The sequence below is a fragment of the Pseudomonas sp. LjRoot277 genome, assembly GCF_964253845.1.
Taxonomy (GTDB): domain Bacteria; phylum Pseudomonadota; class Gammaproteobacteria; order Pseudomonadales; family Pseudomonadaceae; genus Aquipseudomonas.
Window position 1 is genome coordinate 6,323,325 of the sequence record NZ_CAXURI020000001.1, and the last position, 18,062, is coordinate 6,341,386.

At 59.0% G+C, this 18,062-nt stretch carries 8 protein-coding genes and 1 pseudogene; 2 read left to right on the forward strand and 7 right to left on the reverse strand.

Annotated features, from left to right (window positions below; genetic code table 11):
* Positions 1 to 22: 22 nt before the first annotated feature.
* The 5 genes from ACSQ87_RS29295 to putP all read right to left on the reverse strand — a co-directional run bounded on the left by ACSQ87_RS29295 (position 23) and on the right by putP (position 9,441).
* Positions 23 to 310, reverse strand: a complete 288-nt coding sequence (locus ACSQ87_RS29295; protein WP_223432807.1) for a contact-dependent growth inhibition system immunity protein — start codon at positions 308 to 310, stop codon at positions 23 to 25.
* Positions 310 to 4,971 carry an RHS repeat-associated core domain-containing protein gene (locus ACSQ87_RS29300; protein WP_436274919.1) on the reverse strand — a complete coding sequence of 1,554 codons (4,662 nt, stop codon included), beginning with the start codon at positions 4,969 to 4,971 and terminating at the stop codon, positions 310 to 312. Before ACSQ87_RS29300 ends, ACSQ87_RS29295 begins: the two co-directional genes overlap by 1 nt.
* Positions 4,971 to 5,708 carry a DUF4123 domain-containing protein gene (locus tag ACSQ87_RS29305; protein WP_436274920.1) on the reverse strand — a complete coding sequence of 246 codons (738 nt, stop codon included), beginning with the start codon at positions 5,706 to 5,708 and terminating at the stop codon, positions 4,971 to 4,973. Before ACSQ87_RS29305 ends, ACSQ87_RS29300 begins: the two co-directional genes overlap by 1 nt.
* Positions 5,698 to 7,716, reverse strand: coding sequence for a type VI secretion system tip protein VgrG (locus ACSQ87_RS29310; RefSeq protein ID WP_436274921.1), 2,019 nt, complete (start codon positions 7,714 to 7,716; stop codon positions 5,698 to 5,700). The genes ACSQ87_RS29305 and ACSQ87_RS29310 overlap by 11 nt, the downstream gene beginning before the upstream one ends.
* Before the next feature lie 240 nt (positions 7,717 to 7,956).
* Complete coding sequence (gene putP, locus ACSQ87_RS29315) at positions 7,957 to 9,441, reverse strand: sodium/proline symporter PutP (protein ID WP_150656692.1); 1,485 nt, start codon at positions 9,439 to 9,441, stop codon at positions 7,957 to 7,959.
* A 464-nt stretch (positions 9,442 to 9,905) separates the two neighbouring features.
* Between putP and putA the strand changes: the two genes are divergently transcribed.
* Entirely contained in the window at positions 9,906 to 13,859 is a 3,954-nt protein-coding gene (gene putA / locus ACSQ87_RS29320) for a trifunctional transcriptional regulator/proline dehydrogenase/L-glutamate gamma-semialdehyde dehydrogenase (RefSeq protein WP_436274922.1), read from the forward strand.
* 261 nt (positions 13,860 to 14,120) lie between these two features.
* Entirely contained in the window at positions 14,121 to 15,923 is a 1,803-nt protein-coding gene (locus tag ACSQ87_RS29325; protein ID WP_436274923.1) for an acyl-CoA dehydrogenase, read from the forward strand.
* Positions 15,924 to 16,054: 131 nt separating this feature from the next.
* On the opposite strand, the gene ACSQ87_RS29330 is transcribed toward ACSQ87_RS29325, so the two are convergent.
* Both ACSQ87_RS29330 and ACSQ87_RS29335 read right to left on the reverse strand, forming a co-directional pair.
* Entirely contained in the window at positions 16,055 to 16,900 is an 846-nt protein-coding gene (locus tag ACSQ87_RS29330) for a methyl-accepting chemotaxis protein (protein WP_411741495.1), read from the reverse strand.
* A gap of 21 nt (positions 16,901 to 16,921) precedes the next feature.
* A pseudogene (locus ACSQ87_RS29335) lies at positions 16,922 to 17,989 on the reverse strand (cache domain-containing protein); the annotation flags it as partial.
* Positions 17,990 to 18,062 lie beyond the last annotated feature (73 nt).

Here is an 18,062-nt window from a genome sequence, read left to right on the forward strand (position 1 = left end):
GAAAAGCCAACAGGATTCACTGCTAAAGCATGCTCAAAATATGTTCCAACCAAGCTTTACCTGAGGGCCACGCATAGGGGTAATAGTAAGAACATCCAATTTCCTCAAACAAAAAAACCTGCAATTCCTCTTCACTTTGGATAGAACGTAAAACGACCTGCAACTCATCCTTCACTTGAGAAATCCTTTCTGGAGAAGATTCAGCAACAAACGATCGAACGACATCATCTTCTGACTCGTGATCACAGCTCCAATCCTCATGAAAGTAGCCAGCCAAGAACTGAAATAGTGCCGGAAATCTTGTGCTCATTACTCTGCATATCCTGTATGTATTCGATAACCATCTGGCATTCGCTGGTCCTTGCGTAAAAGTAGATAAACCCCGGATACAGGCATAAAGGTGGAAGCTCTACGTCTTAAAACAACTCCAACTGGATAAGGGACAGAGTCACTAATAATGATCTGAGTGTCTCGGCTCCGTAAGAATCTTGCTATCACTGCCTTATTGGTAGTTATGACGCTAGACATGGCTTTTTCCGCCGTTGCCCGATCATAAAAAGTAGAAGCCCTGCCAAGCCATGGCTCATCTTCAAGCCGTTGAGCTAACTGAGCATCAGATCGGCCAATGTGTTTTTCAATTAGGTGACCTCCCCGAGCCTCGTGTGCACGTAAGCCACCTCCCGGAACAATTTCACTATACGGCCCAGCGACATCTCTATCGCCAGGACACGGGTTGCATGCCAACCCCAACGGATCAACCCACCCCGTCGGGTTCGGCGTGTACTGGTACTGGTTCAGCCCGCCCGCCAACTTGATCGGATCCGGCGTCAGGTACCGGCCAACCTCCGGATCATAGTACCGATGGCGGTTGTAATGCAGGCCGCTCTCGGCATCGAAGTACTGCCCCTGAAACCGCAACGGTTGCTCGAGCTGCTCTCCCCCACCGAATGCAAGGCGAGTGACCTTGCCGTAGGCGTTGTACTTCGCCGACCAGACAATCTCGCCGCCAAAATCGGTCAGTTCCTGCGGCGTACCCAGGTGATCGAGTTGGTAGTAGAACGGGCATGCCTTGCGCGGGCCTTTGCCGTCGAGCATGGCCAGCGGGCGGAAGCTGCCCGGTTCGTAGACGTAGCTGCGGTAGTGCTCGCGGCTGCTTTCGGCGATGAGGTGGTCGCCTTGCCAGAAGAACTCGGTGGTGTGGCCGTCGACGGTTTTGGCGATGCGGCGGCCGAAGGCGTCGTAGCGGTAATTGGCGCTGCGGCCGTCCGGAGTGGTGACGCCGACCAAGCGGTGTTGGCAGTCGTAGCGGTATTCGGTGACGAGTTTTTGCCCGGTGCCGCGCCGTTCGCGGATCAGGTTGCCGAAGGCGTCGTAGTCGTAATGGCGATCGCCTTGCATCAGCAGGCGGTTGCCTTTGACGGTCGCGGCGCCGGGGCGGTCCTGCATCAGCAGGTTGCCGGCCGGGTCGTGGGCGAAGCTTTCCGGTGGGTCGTCGCGGGTGTGGCGGACGCGGGTCAGGCGGTTGAGCGGGTCGTATTGGTAATTGCGTTGGCCGTGACGGGTGTCGGCGATGCTGTCGAGATTGCCGTTGGCGCTGTAGGCATAGTCGCGGCGATACAGCGTTTGGTGCTGTTGACTGACAGCGTGGGCCTTCAATCGGCCCTGATCGTCGTAGGCATATTCGCTGAGCAGTTGCCCCTGCTGGCGTTGCTGTTCGCGGCCGAAGGCGAATTGGTGAGTGGTGAGTCGCGCGCCGTTGAGGTCGATGGCCGTCAGCGCACCGCCCTTGGCGTGGTGGTAATCGAGTTTGCTGCCGTCCGGCAGGCGCAGGCGATTGAGCTGACCGCAGGTGTCGTAGCCATAGCGCAAGGTGCCCCAGCCTTGGTGTTCGGTGATCAGCCGGTCCTGCTGGTCGTACTCAAATTCCAGCGGGTGGTCGTGACCGTCGTCGACGCTGACCAGTCGGCCGAGGCTGTCGTAGCGGTATTCAACCTTGATGCCGTCGGGCAGGGTTTTGACCAGCAACCTTCCCGTAGAGTCCCGCTCATACGACGTTACCAACCGCGAGCCGTCCTCGCCGAACTCGGTTTTCTCCAGCAGTTGGCCGTTGAGGTCGTAGGCGTATGCTGTGCGCTGGCCGTCGAATCCGGTTTCCTGTCGGATCAAGCCGTTCGGCGTGTAGTCCAGCTGATATTTTTCACCGGATTCGTTTTCGATTTCCGTGAGCAACAGCTGGGCGTTGTCGTAGCGGTACTTCAGCTGGGTGCCGTCGGCATTGATGCGGCGGCTGACCAGGTGCAGGTCGTCGATGTATTCGTAGCGTGTGACGCGGCCCAGTTCATCGCGTTCGGCGGTGATCTTGCCGTAGGCGTTGTAGCTGAAGGCGCGGCTGGCGCCTGTGGGAAGCGTCGTCTGGATCAGTCGGCCAACGGCATCCCATTGGTACTGGGTAACGGCACCGTGTTCGTCCTGACGGGTAATCTGCCGCCCCAGTGCGTCGTAGGAAAACCGCCGCACACCACCGTCCGGCAAGGTCTCTTCAAGCAGCTGCCCCAAGGCGCTCCAGACAAACACATGCCGACTGGTGTCCGCGTAGCGGATCGACAGCAGCTGACCTTTTTCATCGTAGTGAAAGTGGCTGACATGGTCGTCGGGATCGGTCGCCTCGGTGACGTCGCCTTGCGCATTGCGCTGATATTTCCACACCGCTTTACCGCGGTACCGCGCGTGAAGGAAACCGTTGCGATACTCGTAGGCCGTCGGCTCGTCTTCCGGCGGAATCAGCGCGATAAGCCGTCCGACCTCGTCGTAACGGTATTCGGTGACGGCGCCGAGCGGATCCTGCTCGGCAATCAGTCGGCCTTGATCGTCGTAGGCCTTGAGGTGTTCGCCGCCGTCCAGTTCGACCTTGCGCACCAGCCGCGCCCGGTCGTCGTGGACATAAACCTCTTCACTGCTATCGATGTTCTGGACGGTGACACTGCCCTCGTCATCCCAGACATAACGCGCGTCCATCTGCGAAAACGACGCCCAGTGGCGGACACATCGGGCCGCCTTGCCGGACCTTTCCCACTCCCAGAAGAAACTCGCCCCACCGGTCAATTGCCGCTGCAGGATGACGTGCTGATCGTCGTAGTCGTAACGCTCGCTTTCGCCGGCAGCGTTGGTGGCTTCGATCAGTTGATCGCGTTCGTCGTAGCTGTAACTGACCAGTGTCTGCTCGGTGTGCCAAGCCTCGTCGAGGGTCTGGGCCGGGACAAAAACCTGATAGTCGACGGCGACCAAATGGATGCGGTCATAGCGCAATCGCAAGGCACGGCCGGCGCCATTGTCGAGGCGTTTGATGCGGTTTTGTCGGTCGCGGGTGATGCGCAGGCGGTTGTTGTAAGCGTCGCTGATGGTTGCCAACCGACCGTTATGAAAGTGATAGAACCGTGCGTCCTCGCCAGCCTGGGCGAGGATCAATTCTTCGGGTTCATCGCCCAGATAAATCGCCGCCCGCGAGAGGCTGTTGTGGATCGCCGGGCGTTCACTGTTTGGCAGCGGAAAAGTCGTACGACGGTTTTCGTGGTCGATCCAGATGACGGAGTCGCCATCGATTTCCAGTCGATGGGCGAGACTGTGACTCCAGCCGAAACCGAGGCCGATATCGATCTCGGCGGCGCTGGTACGATAGAGCCGGGTGAAGTCGAACGGCAGGATGCCATCCAGCGAACCGTCGGTGAGGGTCAGCAGTTCTTCGCCAGTGACCATCGATACCGGGCATTTGTTGGTGGCGGTTTTATCAACGGAATCGGCGCTATCGCCGTTGGGGTTTTTCGCCTGATCCGGGACGTTGTCGTGGTGTTCGTTTTGCTTGAGCGTGGTATTGCGCTTGGCGTCCCAACGTAGTTGCATCCGACCTTTTTTCAGACCCGCAGCCACACCGCGCGCGGCGACCGATTTGTATTGGTCGACGTACTTCATGAAGGTGTTGAGGATATTGAAAACAGCCTCGACGAAGCGCGTAGCCAGACCGGCGAGCACCTTTCCGTACTTGATTCCACGAAGCTTCAAATAGGCTACGGCGGCGGGCATGCCGACACCCGTGAGAGCCAGCGCCGAAGCAATCAGAATATCGATCAGTACCGCGACAATGGCATGGCTGGCCGCCTCTGCTGTGGTACCCGCAATTTCGCTAGACGGTAACGCCGAAAACCAAAGAGTCGCGGCACGAAACAGCAGGCAAAGCGCCGCTTCATCGCTGGCCAGCAACATGGCTTTTTCCATCGCGGCGGGTGATTGCTCCGCCAGATCGATAAGTTGCTGCGCACTGCTGCCGAGCCGCTCAAGGTGGGCACCAGGATTTTTAAGGATTTCAAAGACTAGGTTCAGGCCATCCCAAACACCCATGACTGCGGCCCAACTTCCCGTCAGCATTCCGTTGCCAGCGGCCGCAAAAGTCGACTGTGACCATTGCGGTTTAAAGCCTTCCCATTCTTTGCGCAGCCACCCTTCCAACTCTTGGGTCAGGCCATCGTAGGAAGAGAAAAGATCATCAACTTGCTGCGGTGTGACTTCGCTTTGGACGTGAATGCGGTAGAACTTGCCCTCGTCTCCCTTGAACGTCCCTTTGCCATTTTCATCAAGCGTGACAGACGTTGTTTTACCGCCGTCGATGGCAATCACATCAACCTGGATATTCCCAACGGGAACGTCATAAACCGATTCGAACTTGCTCTCGATTTCCAGCATCCCACCCTTCGGGCACTGCACGACGGTAGAGAGAAAATCGTCATCGCCACTGCTCACAGTGGTGCTGGTATTGCCGAACCGAATGATCCGCTCCATCCCCATTAGCGAAGGCAAATCAGTCGCGTGACTGGCCTTGTCTGCCGCCCGGCTCAACCAGTGCTTAAGCTGTTCACGGTAGAGGGAAAGGGTGTTTGGGAAACCGTCGAGCTCCTGCTCGATTCGTACAATCTGATCCATCAGTTCAGCTCCGCCATCAGGTAGTCCACCAAGGCTGTTTTGGGTGCTTGAGGCAGGTCCGGCATCTCAAGAAAGATCGCGACCTTGTGGCGCAAAACGCTTTCGGAAAACGCCTCGTAAAGGTCAGGGCGTTCCTCGCTCAACCACTTCAGCAAGTTGCTTATTCGAGTTGTTGCGAACTGGGTACCGAGGTGTTTGAGCAGCGATTCGGAAACTTCCCACCACGGAAAAACCCGGGAGCTATTCAGCGCTTGGCCACCGATGTCGAGCGATTGACCATTGATCAAACAGCGCCCGATCACAGGCATTAACTGCGTAGCGTTAACCTCGGCAGACTGAAGGATCGACAGCAAATAGCGCCCATCCCAAAAGCGAAAAAACACTGCGTTGCCGTTAGGCAAAAGGACTTGAGTGAGGCTGCGAAGATGCTCGACCAACACCTCTTGAGGGGCAGAAGAAACCGCCAACCACCCCCAGTCGCGAGACTCGGTGGTGGCGACCCAGTCCAGAAACTCACTGCCAGCAGCGATGATTCCCACATAAGGCATCACCGGATCCCACTCGGCGTACGCGGTGTCGGCCCAGATCGGACTGGGTGCTTGAGCAGTGACCGACTGCTGCCAGGCTTTGAACGGTTCAGTGGCACTCGCATTGCTAAAAATGGCGAACAGCTGTTCCGACGGTTTAAGTGGCTGGTGCTCCAGCCAGTCATGAGGTGACATGCGATCAGGCTGCACAGACACCCTCCTTGCAGCGCTCACATTCCTCACAGAACGGCGCGTCGCTTTTCAGGCTCAGAATCTGTGCGGCACTTAGCAGTGCTGCCGGGGCGGCGACGAGTTGCAACGGCGTATCCGGCAAGGACGGTGCGGCCGCCATGGCCGGCATCAACGCACCACCGACCTGAATCGGCACGCTGCTGAAGATCCCGCCCGGCCCAATGTTGATCCACTGCCCGCCCGCCTGAATCGTCGCACTGGCCCCACCGTCGATCACCACTTGCTGACCGGCGCTGACGTGGAATTGCTGACTGGCATTCAGCGCCTGGCTGGTCACGCGAATGTGTCGATCACCGACCACCACCAGATGATCATCCCGCTTCACTTCGGTCTGGCGCTGGCCATGGGTGATGCGTTGCTCGTCAGCCTTCAGCTCATGGCGAGCGGTGCCGGTGACGACGATGCTGCGGGCGTTATCGACCTGCACTTGTTGATCATTCAGTACGTGTTGGGTCCAGTTTCGCTGGGCGCGCAGGTAGATTTCCTCGGCACCTTTGCGATCCTCGATGCGCAATTCGTTGTAACCGCCGCCACCGGGACTGCTCTGGCTGCGGAAAATGCTGCGGGTTTTGTCGGCAGGCAGATCGAGCGGCACCGGGGTTGCGGCGTTTGGCAGGCAACCCATCACCAGCGGTTTATCGGCATCGGCGTCGACGAATCCCACCAGCACTTCCATGCCGACTCGCGGGATCATCACGCTGCCATAACGGTCGTGCGCCCAGCCTGTGGCGACGCGCAGCCAGCAACTGGAGTGTTCATCGAGCTGACCGTCGCGGTCCCAAGCCAGCTGAACCTTGACCCGACCGAACTCGTCGCAATGGATTTCGCTGCCGGTCGGGCCGGTGACCACGGCGGGTTGATAGCCGAGCATGCGTGGTTTTTCCGGCCCGAGTGGAGGGCGAAACGAAACGTCCCACGGTGTCGCCAGAAAGGTATTGCGATAGCCCTGGAAATCATCCGGGCCGTCGCTGGTGACTGACTCTTCCAGCACTTGCGGCTGGCGGCCACGGTGTTCGATTCCGGTGATCAACCACAGGTCATTCCATGCCTGACGCGGATGCTCGGCCAAGTGCAGGAAATGCCCGCTGACCAACGCCGATTCGTCGCCACGACCTTCGGCCTGACGGAAGTCGGCGTTGTGGCGTTCGAGTGCTCGTTGGGCCAGATGCTTGCCGTGTTCGCGGTCGGTGAATTGGCCAGGAAAGTGGTAATCCTCGAGCACCGGTCGCAGCTCACTGTCGAGGCGGCTTTCAAGTTGCAGGCGAGGTTTTTTGAAGTCGTAGTCGCAACGGGTTACCGCTGTCGTCCGGGTTTCCAGTCGCACGTTGAAACGTTTGATCGCCGGCGCATCCGCCGCCATTCCGCTGCCCGGAAGGTATAGCGTCGGCTCGGGCAGACGAGGGAACACCGTCTGGTCATCACCAAACACCAACAGGTGCCCGTCGATGCTGTGCTGAAAGTGGTAGTGAATGCCGATCTCGGCACACAGCCTCTGGATGAACGCCAGATCGCTTTCAGCGTATTGCACGCAGTACTCGCGCTCTGGGTAGTCACTGCCTAGCCGGAACTCGAAGGCATCGCGCTGGATGCCGTGATCCTTAAGGACCTGCGTGATGATCGCCGGCACGTTTTTGTGCTGGAAGATCCGCTGATTGATGCGCTGACCGAGGTAGGACAGACGCGGCACGAGACTGATTTGGTAGCCCGTCAGGCGTTGTCCGGAATCGCTTTGGCCGACGCGTAATATCTGACCATGAATGCCGGAACCCTGCGCATCAAAACTCAGAAACGCCTGACGATGCAGCAGGCTTTCAAGCTCTATGTCGGGCCGTTCGCTGACCAGTTCCAGGTCAAAACGGTAGGGCTGGCTGATGGCTTCCGTGCCCGTGAACTCAAGTACCTTGAGTTCATTCTGGACGCCGTCGATCGTCAACGTGAAACGCGGTTGATTGGCAGGAGCGAACATCCGATGTGTCTCTGCAGAATGAAGGCGGGCGATTCTGCATGAGCGATATGGGGTGTTGAGGGAGGGACAGGAAAATCAGATTCGCCCTGCTTTTTTAGAGATTTATCCTTCAAAAATTGGGAAAGAGAACTACAGACACACCCGTCAGATTGGTCGTACAGACGAAAAAAACGGCCCGCATCCAAAAGGAGGCGGGCCGTTTTGTTGTAACCGAAAGGTCAGAGCATCAGCTCATTCCCATCACTTGTTCAGACGGAAATCTGCCTCGGCAGCGGCGAAGCGCTGAAGCATGCCTTTAGTAGGCTCGCCCAGTTTGCTGACGATGTAGATCGCCAGGCTGGCGAAGATGAAGCCAGGGATGATTTCGTACAGGCCCAGCAGTTCGAAGTGTTTCCAGACGATCACGGTGATCGCGCCGACCAGGATGCCGGCCAGTGCGCCGTTGCGGGTCATGTCTTTCCAGATCACGGAGATCAGGACAACCGGACCGAACGCAGCGCCGAAACCGGCCCAAGCGTAGCTGACCAGACCCAAAACGCGGTTTTCCGGGTTAGCGGCCAGACCGATAGCGATCAAGGCAACCAGCAGCACCATGGCACGGCCAACCCAGACCAATTCAACCTGGGAAGCGGTTTTACGCAGGAAGGTTTTGTAGAAGTCTTCGGTCAGGGCGCTCGAGCACACCAGCAATTGGCAGCTCAGGGTGCTCATGACAGCAGCCAGAATGGCCGACAGCAGTACGCCAGCAACCCATGGGTTGAACAGGATCTTGGCCAGTTCGATGAACACACGTTCGTGGTTTTCAGAAACCGGCATGGCCACGGCAGGGTTTGCCGAGAAGTAGGCAATACCGAAGAAGCCTACAGCCACGGTGCCGCCCAGGCACAGGATCATCCAGGTCATGGAGATGCGGCGAGCGTTAGCGATCGACTTGACCGAATCCGCTGCCATGAAGCGCGCCAGGATGTGCGGCTGGCCGAAGTAGCCCAGGCCCCAGCCCATCAACGAGATGATGCCGATGAAGGTGGTGTTTTTCAGCATGTCGAAGTTGCTTGGGTCTTGCGCTTCGATGGCCAGGAACGTGGTGTCGATGCCACCGGTGGCCAGCAGCACGATGATCGGCGTCAGCAACAGGGCGAAGATCATCAGGGTGGCTTGTACGGTGTCAGTCCAGCTCACTGCCAGGAAACCGCCGACAAAGGTGTAGGCAATCGTCGCCGCAGCGCCAGCCCAAAGTGCCGTCTCGTAGGACATGCCGAAGGTGCTTTCAAACAGACGAGCGCCGGCCACGATGCCGGATGCGCAGTAGATGGTGAAGAACACCAGGATCACGACTGCGGAGATGATCCGCAGCAGGCCGCTTTTGTCTTCAAAACGGCTGGAGAAGTAATCCGGCAGGGTCAGCGCATCACCGTTGTGCTCGGTTTGCACGCGCAGACGGCCGGCGACGAACAACCAGTTCAGGTAAGCACCGATGATCAGACCGATGGCGATCCAGCTTTCGGAAAGACCGGACATGTAGATAGCGCCCGGCAGGCCCATCAACAACCAGCCGCTCATGTCGGAGGCGCCGGCGGACAATGCAGTCACGACGCTGCCCAGGCTGCGACCGCCCAGAATGTAGTCAGAAAGGTTGTTGGTGGAGCGATAGGCCATGAAGCCGATCAGCACCATTGCTGCGATGTAGATCACGAACGTGATCAGTGTTGGATTGCTTACGCTCATTAAGTGATGCCCTGGCTTTGTTTTTATGTAGCGGCAGAGTGTGAAACCGCCGACAAACGACAACGTTTGTTCAGACGATTTCGGGGCCCGCGCATTTATGACTGATGTTTCCCCAGGAAAGCCATCAGCCGGTGCACCTGTCTTTTTTGACCGGTTGCACCTTGGGCGCGAATGCTATTCAACAAAGCAAATAAGGTGCAACCAGTTTCGCGAGAATAAGTTGCACCTAGTCGGATTTACCTGAAAAAGCCCTGTTTTTGCTCCCTTTTAGCGCAGTACTGGCGGTTTACTAGAAGCAAAAGCACCAAGCAGAAGCGGTACGTTCGTACCGGAATTTAATTCCTGACGAGCTGCGTATTATTCCGACAAAAAAAGGGTTGCACCCGGTTGCACCTCGACGGTTGCACGGCTAATCTTGCCGCCAGCTGATGCCACGCGGTCGTGGCAAACATGAGGATAAAAATATGGCTACCACCACCCTTGGGGTCAAACTTGACGACCCGACCCGCGAGCGCCTCAAGGCCGCCGCGACCTCGATTGATCGCACGCCGCACTGGCTGATCAAGCAGGCAATTTTCAATTACCTGGAAAAACTCGAGGGTGGTGCAACCCTGACCGAGCTGAGCGGCCTGATCAGCAAAGACGCTGACGACGCCGGCGAAGTCCACGCCGACCACGCGCACCAGTGCTTCCTGGAATTCGCCGAAAGCATCCTGCCGCAATCGGTGCTGCGCGCTTCGATCACCGCCGCTTACCGTCGCCCTGAGCCGGAAGTGGTACCGATGCTGATCGAGCAGGCTCGCCTGCCGGTCGCCATGGCCGAAGCCACCAACAAGCTTGCCGCCTCGATTGCCGAAAAACTGCGCAATCAGAAGAGCGCCGGCGGCCGTGCCGGGATTGTTCAGGGCCTGTTGCAGGAATTTTCCCTGTCGTCCCAGGAAGGCGTGGCGCTGATGTGCCTGGCCGAAGCGCTGCTGCGTATTCCGGACAAAGGCACTCGTGATGCACTGATTCGCGACAAGATCAGCACCGGCAATTGGCACCCGCACTTGGGCAACAGCCCATCGTTGTTCGTCAACGCTGCCACGTGGGGCTTGCTGCTGACCGGCAAACTGGTCGCCACCCACAACGAAGCCGGCCTGACGTCGTCCTTGAGCCGTATCATCGGCAAGAGTGGCGAGCCGATGATCCGCAAGGGCGTCGACATGGCCATGCGCCTGATGGGCGAGCAGTTCGTGACCGGCGAAACCATCGCCGAAGCCCTGGCCAACGCCAGCAAGTTCGAAGCCAAAGGCTTCCGCTATTCCTACGACATGCTGGGTGAAGCCGCACTTACCGAGCACGACGCCCAGAAGTACCTGGCCTCGTACGAACAAGCCATCCACTCGATCGGCAAAGCGTCCCACGGTCGTGGGATTTATGAAGGCCCGGGCATTTCGATCAAGCTCTCGGCACTGCACCCGCGTTATAGCCGTGCGCAGTACGAGCGCGTGATGGACGAGTTGTACCCGCGCCTGCTGTCGCTGACCTTGCTGGCCAAGCAATACGACATCGGCCTGAACATCGACGCCGAAGAAGCTGACCGCCTCGAGCTGTCGCTGGATCTGCTGGAGCGCCTGTGCTTCGAGCCGCAACTGACCGGCTGGAACGGCATCGGTTTCGTGATCCAGGCTTATCAAAAGCGTTGCCCGTATGTGATCGACTACGTGATTGACCTGGCTCGCCGCAGCCGTCATCGCCTGATGATCCGTCTGGTGAAAGGCGCGTACTGGGACAGCGAAATCAAGCGCGCCCAGGTCGAAGGCCTGGAAGGCTATCCGGTCTACACCCGCAAGGTGTACACCGACGTTTCCTACATCGCCTGCGCCCGCAAACTGCTGTCGGTGCCAGAAGTCATCTACCCGCAATTCGCCACGCACAACGCCCACACCCTGTCGGCGATTTACCACATCGCTGGTCAGAACTATTACCCCGGCCAGTACGAGTTCCAGTGCCTGCACGGCATGGGCGAACCGCTGTACGAACAGGTTGTAGGTAAAGTCTCCGAAGGCAAGTTGAACCGTCCGTGCCGCGTGTACGCACCGGTCGGCACTCACGAAACACTGCTGGCGTACCTGGTGCGTCGTCTGCTGGAAAACGGTGCGAACACCTCGTTCGTCAATCGCATCGCCGACCAATCTATTTCGATTCAGGAGCTGGTGGCCGATCCAGTGGCCAGCATCGAGCAGATGGCGACGCTGGAAGGCGGCTTCGGCCTGCCGCACCCGCGTATTCCGCTGCCGCGTGATCTTTATGGTGCCGAGCGCGCCAACTCCAGCGGCATCGACATGGCCAACGAACATCGTTTGGCTTCGCTGTCCTGTGCTTTGCTGGCAACCGCTCATAACAACTGGAAAGCCGCGCCAATGCTCGGTTGCGCCTCCAGCACTGAAACCCCTGCACCGGTTCTGAACCCGTCCGATCTGCGTGACGTGGTCGGCTATGTACAGGAAGCGACCGTCGAAGACGTCGACAACGCGATCCAGTGCGCCCTGAACGCTGCGCCGATCTGGCAGGCCACTCCGCCCGCCGAACGTGCCGCGATTCTGGAACGTGCCGCTGATTTGATGGAAGGCGAAATCCAGCCGCTGATGGGCCTGCTGGCTCGCGAAGCCGGCAAGACCTTCGCCAACGCCATCGCCGAAGTGCGTGAAGCCGTGGATTTCCTGCGTTATTACGCAGTGCAGGCGCGCAACGATTTCACCAACGACGCCCACCGCCCATTGGGTCCGGTGGTCTGCATCAGCCCGTGGAACTTCCCGCTGGCAATCTTCAGCGGCCAAGTCGCTGCGGCACTGGCCGCCGGTAACCCGGTACTGGCCAAGCCTGCGGAACAAACCCCGCTGGTAGCCGCTCAAGCCGTGCGTTTGCTGCTCGAAGCCGGGATTCCGGAAGGCGTGCTGCAACTGCTGCCGGGCCGTGGCGAAACCGTTGGCGCTCGCCTGGTCGGTGACGATCGGGTCAAAGGCGTGATGTTCACCGGCTCCACTGAAGTCGCTCGTTTGCTGCAACGCAACGTCGCGGGTCGTCTGGATGCTCAAGGTCGTCCGATTCCACTGATCGCTGAAACTGGTGGCCAGAACGCGATGATCGTCGACTCTTCGGCACTGACCGAACAGGTTGTGATCGACGTGGTGTCGTCGGCCTTCGACAGCGCCGGTCAACGTTGCTCGGCACTGCGAGTGCTGTGCCTGCAGGAAGATTCCGCTGACCGTGTCATCGAAATGCTTAAAGGTGCCATGGCGGAATGCCGTCTCGGCAATCCAGAGCGCCTGTCCGTGGACATCGGCCCGGTGATCGACGCCGAAGCCAAGGCCGGTATCGAGAAGCACATCCAGGCCATGCGTGACAAAGGTCGCAGCGTGTACCAGGTGGCCATCGCCAACACCGAAGAAGTCAAACGCGGCACCTTCGTGATGCCGACGTTGATCGAGCTGGAAAGCTTCGACGAGCTGCAACGGGAGATCTTCGGCCCGGTGCTGCACGTGGTTCGCTACAAGCGCAAAGACATCGATCAACTGATTGGTCAGATCAACGCTTCCGGCTACGGCCTGACGTTGGGCGTGCACACCCGCATCGACGAGACCATCGCCAAGGTGATCGACAACGTCAACGCCGGTAACGTCTACGTGAACCGCAACATCGTGGGCGCAGTGGTCGGCGTGCAGCCGTTTGGTGGCGAAGGCCTGTCGGGTACTGGTCCGAAAGCCGGTGGTCCGTTGTACCTGTACCGTCTGTTGTCGACGCGTCCTACCGATGCGATCGAACAATCCTTCGCTCGCGGCGACGCCATCGCTGCACCGGACGTTCGTCTGCGTGATGCCATGAGCAAACCGCTGAAGGCCCTGCAAGCCTGGGCTGACAGCAACAAGTTTGCCGACTTGAACACCCTGTGCGTGCTGTTCGCGGCGCAATCGCAAAGCGGGATCACCCGTGTTCTGGCGGGCCCGACCGGCGAGCGCAACAGCTACGCCATCCTGCCGCGCGAACATGTGCTGTGCCTGGCAGAAGTCGAAGGTGATCTGCTGACGCAACTGGCGGCGGTATTGGCCATCGGCGGTTCGGCGGTATGGCCGGAAGCTGAATTGACCAAGGCGTTGTTCGCACGTCTGCCGAAGGAAATTCAGGCGAAGATCAAGCTGGTTTCCGACTGGAGCAAGGACGAAGTGCTGTTTGATGCGGTTCTGCATCACGGACATTCCGATCAGCTGCGTGCGGTCTGCCAGCAAGTGGCCAAGCGTGCCGGTGCGATCGTTGGGGTTCATGGTTTGTCGCAAGGCGAAACCAACATTGCGCTGGAACGCCTGGTGATTGAGCGTGCGTTGAGCGTTAACACTGCGGCGGCGGGTGGTAATGCCAGCCTGATGACTATCGGCTAAACCGGCACAAGACCGGGCGCCCGCAATGGACGCCCGGTATGCAATATCCCCTGTGGGAGCGGGCTTGCTCGCGAAGGCGGTGTAACAGTCAATGTTGATGTCGACTGACACTCCGCCTTCGCGAGCAAGCCCGCTCCCACATTTGTTTTGTGGCGCCTGCTAAGTCGCTGCGCTGCTCCACCATCACGCTCATCAATCATCCTGTTCACCCCGCCCTTCCCACGCCTAGACTCGGTCCATTCCAAAAAAAGGTAGGCCGCCATGTCCGAGACGTTGCTCAGTTCCCGCAATCTGGCTTTCGAGCTGTATGAAGTCCTCGATGCCGAAGGCCTGACCCAGCGTGAGCGTTTCGCCGAGCACAACCGCGAAACCTTCGACGCCGCTATCGGCACCGCTCGCAACATCGCCGAGAAGTTCTTCGCTCCGCATAACCGCAAGGGCGACGAGAACGAACCGCGCTACGAGAACGGTCAGGCGATTCTGATTCCGGAAGTGAAACCGGCGGTGGATGCCTTCCTCGAAGCCGGTTTCCTCAACGCCGCGCGCAGTTTCGACGCGGGCGGGATGCAACTTCCTACGCTGTTGTCCCAGGCCTGCTTTGCGCATTTTCAATCGGCCAACGCGGCGTCGACCTCTTATCCGTTCCTGACCATGGGCGCGGCGAACCTGATCGAAAGCTTCGGCACCGAGGAGCAGAAACAGCGCTTCCTGCAACCGATGATCGACGGACGCTTTTTCGGCACCATGGCGCTGACCGAACCGCATGCCGGCTCGTCGCTGTCGGATATTCGTACCCGCGCAGAGCCTGCGTCTGACGGCACGTATCGACTCAAGGGCAACAAGATCTTCATCTCTGGCGGTGATCACCCGCTGTCGGAAAACATCGTGCACATGGTGCTGGCGAAATTGCCGGATGCACCGGCCGGGGTGAAGGGGATTTCGCTGTTCATCGTGCCCAAGTTTCTGGTCAACGATGACGGCAGTCTCGGCAAGCGCAACGACGTGTTGCTGGCCGGGCTGTTCCACAAGATGGGCTGGCGCGGCACCACCTCCACCGCGCTGAACTTCGGCGACAACGGCGAGTGTGTCGGCTACCTGGTGGGCAAGCCGCATCATGGCTTGAGCTACATGTTCCAGATGATGAACGAGGCGCGGATCGGCGTCGGCATGGGCGCGGTGATGCTCGGTTACGCCGGGTATTTGTACTCTCTTGAGTACGCCCGCGAGCGTCCGCAAGGTCGTGTACCGGACAGCAAGGACCCGAACACCGCGCCGGTGGCGATCATTCAGCACGCCGACGTCAAACGCATGTTGCTGACTCAGAAAGCGTACGTCGAAGGCTCGTTCGACCTTGGGTTGTACGCGGCACGGTTGTTTGACGACACCACGACCCTTGAGACTGAAGCCGAGCGCAAACAGGCCCACGAACTGCTGGATTTGCTGACGCCGATCGTCAAATCCTGGCCGTCGGAGTTTTGCCTGAAGGCCAACGAACTGGCGATCCAGATACTCGGCGGCCACGGCTACACCCGTGAATACCCGGTGGAGCAGTATTACCGCGACAACCGTCTGAACCCGATTCACGAAGGGACTCACGGCATTCAATCGCTGGACTTGCTGGGGCGCAAACTGGCGCAGAACGGTGGTGCGGGGCTCAAGCAATTGATCCGCCTGATTGCCGATACCGCCGAGCGCGCTCAAGCGTATGAATCGTTGACCGCGCTGCGTGAGCCGCTGGAGAAATTGGTGGCGCGCCTGCAAGTGGTGACCATTGGTTTGCTGACGGATTTGGGCCAAGGCAAGGTTAATAGCAGCCTGGCGAATTCGGCGCTGTACCTGAAAGTGTTCGGACACACGGTGATTGGCTGGCGCTGGCTGGAACAGGCGATTCGCGCGGAGGAAGGGCTGGCCAAAGGGAATGTGGCGGATGTGAGCTTCTATAGAGGCAAGTTGCAGGCGGCGCGGTATTTTCTGACGTGGGAAGTGCCGGGTTGCCACCATGAATTGGCGATTCTTGAGGCGCGGGATGATGTGTGTCTTGGGATGCAGGATGAGTGGTTCTAACTAGAGCCTTGTGGTGCTGCTGACATCCATTCGCGAGCAAGCCCGCTCCCACAGGAGTCCGCGTTGAACCAAACAACGCGATCAAATGTGGGAGCGGGCTTGCTCGCGAAGGCGCCCGCAAAGACAACTCATCAACTCAACTTGAAGCTACCCATCTGCCGCGCCAGATCATCGGCCAATCGCTGCAACGTCTGACAATCCTCGCGGCACGCCCTGACTTCCCCTGCCGTCGCCCGCGCCAGATCAGAAATCCCCTGCACGTTCCGGTTAATCTCTTCCGTCACCGCCGACTGCTCTTCCGTCGCCGCCGCCACCTGATGGTTCATGTCGCTGATGCGCTCCACCTGCCCGGTAATCGCCGTCAATGACGCCCCGGTACGCTGGCTCGACTCGACGCCCGTGCCGGTCGCCGCTTGCCCGGAATGCATCGACGACACCGCGTTCTCCGCGCCTTGCTTGAGGCTGCCAATCATCTGCTGAATCTCATCAGTCGACGACTGTGTCCGCCGCGCCAATGTCCGCACTTCATCCGCCACGACCGCAAACCCACGCCCCATGTCCCCTGCCCGCGCCGCTTCGATGGCCGCGTTGAGCGCGAGCAAATTGGTCTGCTCGGAAATCCCGCGAATCACTGCCAATACCTGATCGATGGAGGCCACTTGATGGGCCAACTCACCCACCGCACCGGCGGCGATGCCAATCTCATCGGACATGCTTTCAATATGCCGGATCGATCCGCCCACCACTTCCCGCGCCTGCATCGCCTCATCCCGGGCAGTTTGCGAAGCCACCGCTGCGTTGCCGGCGTTCTGGGCGATTTCCTGCACGGTCAGGCCCATTTCGTGAACGGCGGTGGCGACCATGTCGGTCATTTCCTGCTGACGGCCGGAGCGTTCGGCGGTGTTGTCCACCACCCGTGCCACCTGGCCGACTGCCGTGCGTAAACGCTCGCTGGTGGTCAGCACTTCGCCGATCATGTCTCGCTGACTTTCCAGGAATCGATTGAAGCCACGAGCCAGGTCACCCAGTTCATCAGCGCGACTGGAATCTAACCTGTGGGTCAAATCTCCACCACCGCTACCGATGGCTACCAGTGCTGCTGTTACCTGACGGATCGGCCGCACCAATCCACGGGCCAACCACACCACCAGCATCAGGCAAACCAGCGCCACCGCCAGACCGATGCCGCTGCTCATCCACATCGCGCGACGAGCTTCAGCATAGATCTGCGACTGTGGCACTTCGGCCACCAAGGTCCAGCCCAAATCCCGCAACGGCAGGCTCAACGCCAAAAAATCTTCGCCATCGCGGACAAAATTACTGGTGGCGCCTTTTTGCTCCATGACCGCTTGTGCTGCCGGGGTGCCAATCTGTTCGGCCAACGTGCGTTTGCCGCTAAATTGCGCCTCGGGGTGAACCTGGATCAAACCGTCGGAACGCACGAGATAGACCTTGCCGCGCTCACCGAAGTTGAAGTTGTGGATCAGCTCCGACAGCTCTTTCATGCTCAAGCCAAGCCCGGCGACGCCCACGACGTTGCCGGCCTGCTCGACCTTGAAGTCAATGAACAGCGCCAATTCGCCGGTGGCGGTGTCATTGTCGATATTGAGGGTGCGCGGCTGGTTGCTGTCGAGGAAAGCATAGAACCAGGCGTCCTTTGGATTGGAGCGACTGAGGGTCCGGTCCAGGCCTTTTTCAGTGAAGTAATGGTTGGACGCGGTGCCGACAATAATCGCGGTAAAGGCTTTGTGCTCGGCGCGGATGCCTTCCAGATAGGTGACGAAGGTGTTGGTCTGGGCGCTGTTTTCGCCCCCGGCCAACCAGTCGCGCACCATGCTATTGCTGGCGATGTCCTTGGCGGCGGTGAGGGGTTGAACGAGGATTCGCTCAATGTCGTTGCGCATCGCTTCGATGCTCGACGGCAGCGCTTGCTCGACCAGATAGCGCTCGGCGAGACGGTTGACCACGAGGGTATAAATGCCAACCACGATCAGAATACTGACCAGCAGGGCGGTGCCCATGCTCAGGATCAACTGCCATTGAATACTGCGTCGCCAGAACTGCATGGAGCACCCCCAAAGAATAAGAGGCTGAAACGCTGCAACAGCCGTGCCGATTGTATACAACGCAAACGACAAT

What these genes read in the sequence shown, in the direction of transcription:
- ACSQ87_RS29300 (WP_436274919.1), bottom strand. Translation starts at nt 4,971, where the DNA reads ATGGATCAGATTGTACGAATCGAGCAGGAGCTCGACGGTTTCCCAAAC.
- putA (WP_436274922.1), top strand. Translation starts at nt 9,906, where the DNA reads ATGGCTACCACCACCCTTGGGGTCAAACTTGACGACCCGACCCGCGAG.
- putP (WP_150656692.1), bottom strand. Translation starts at nt 9,441, where the DNA reads ATGAGCGTAAGCAATCCAACACTGATCACGTTCGTGATCTACATCGCA.
- ACSQ87_RS29325 (WP_436274923.1), top strand. Translation starts at nt 14,121, where the DNA reads ATGTCCGAGACGTTGCTCAGTTCCCGCAATCTGGCTTTCGAGCTGTAT.
- ACSQ87_RS29330 (WP_411741495.1), bottom strand. Translation starts at nt 16,900, where the DNA reads ATGATCGGCGAAGTGCTGACCACCAGCGAGCGTTTACGCACGGCAGTC.
- ACSQ87_RS29310 (WP_436274921.1), bottom strand. Translation starts at nt 7,716, where the DNA reads ATGTTCGCTCCTGCCAATCAACCGCGTTTCACGTTGACGATCGACGGC.
- ACSQ87_RS29295 (WP_223432807.1), bottom strand. Translation starts at nt 310, where the DNA reads ATGAGCACAAGATTTCCGGCACTATTTCAGTTCTTGGCTGGCTACTTT.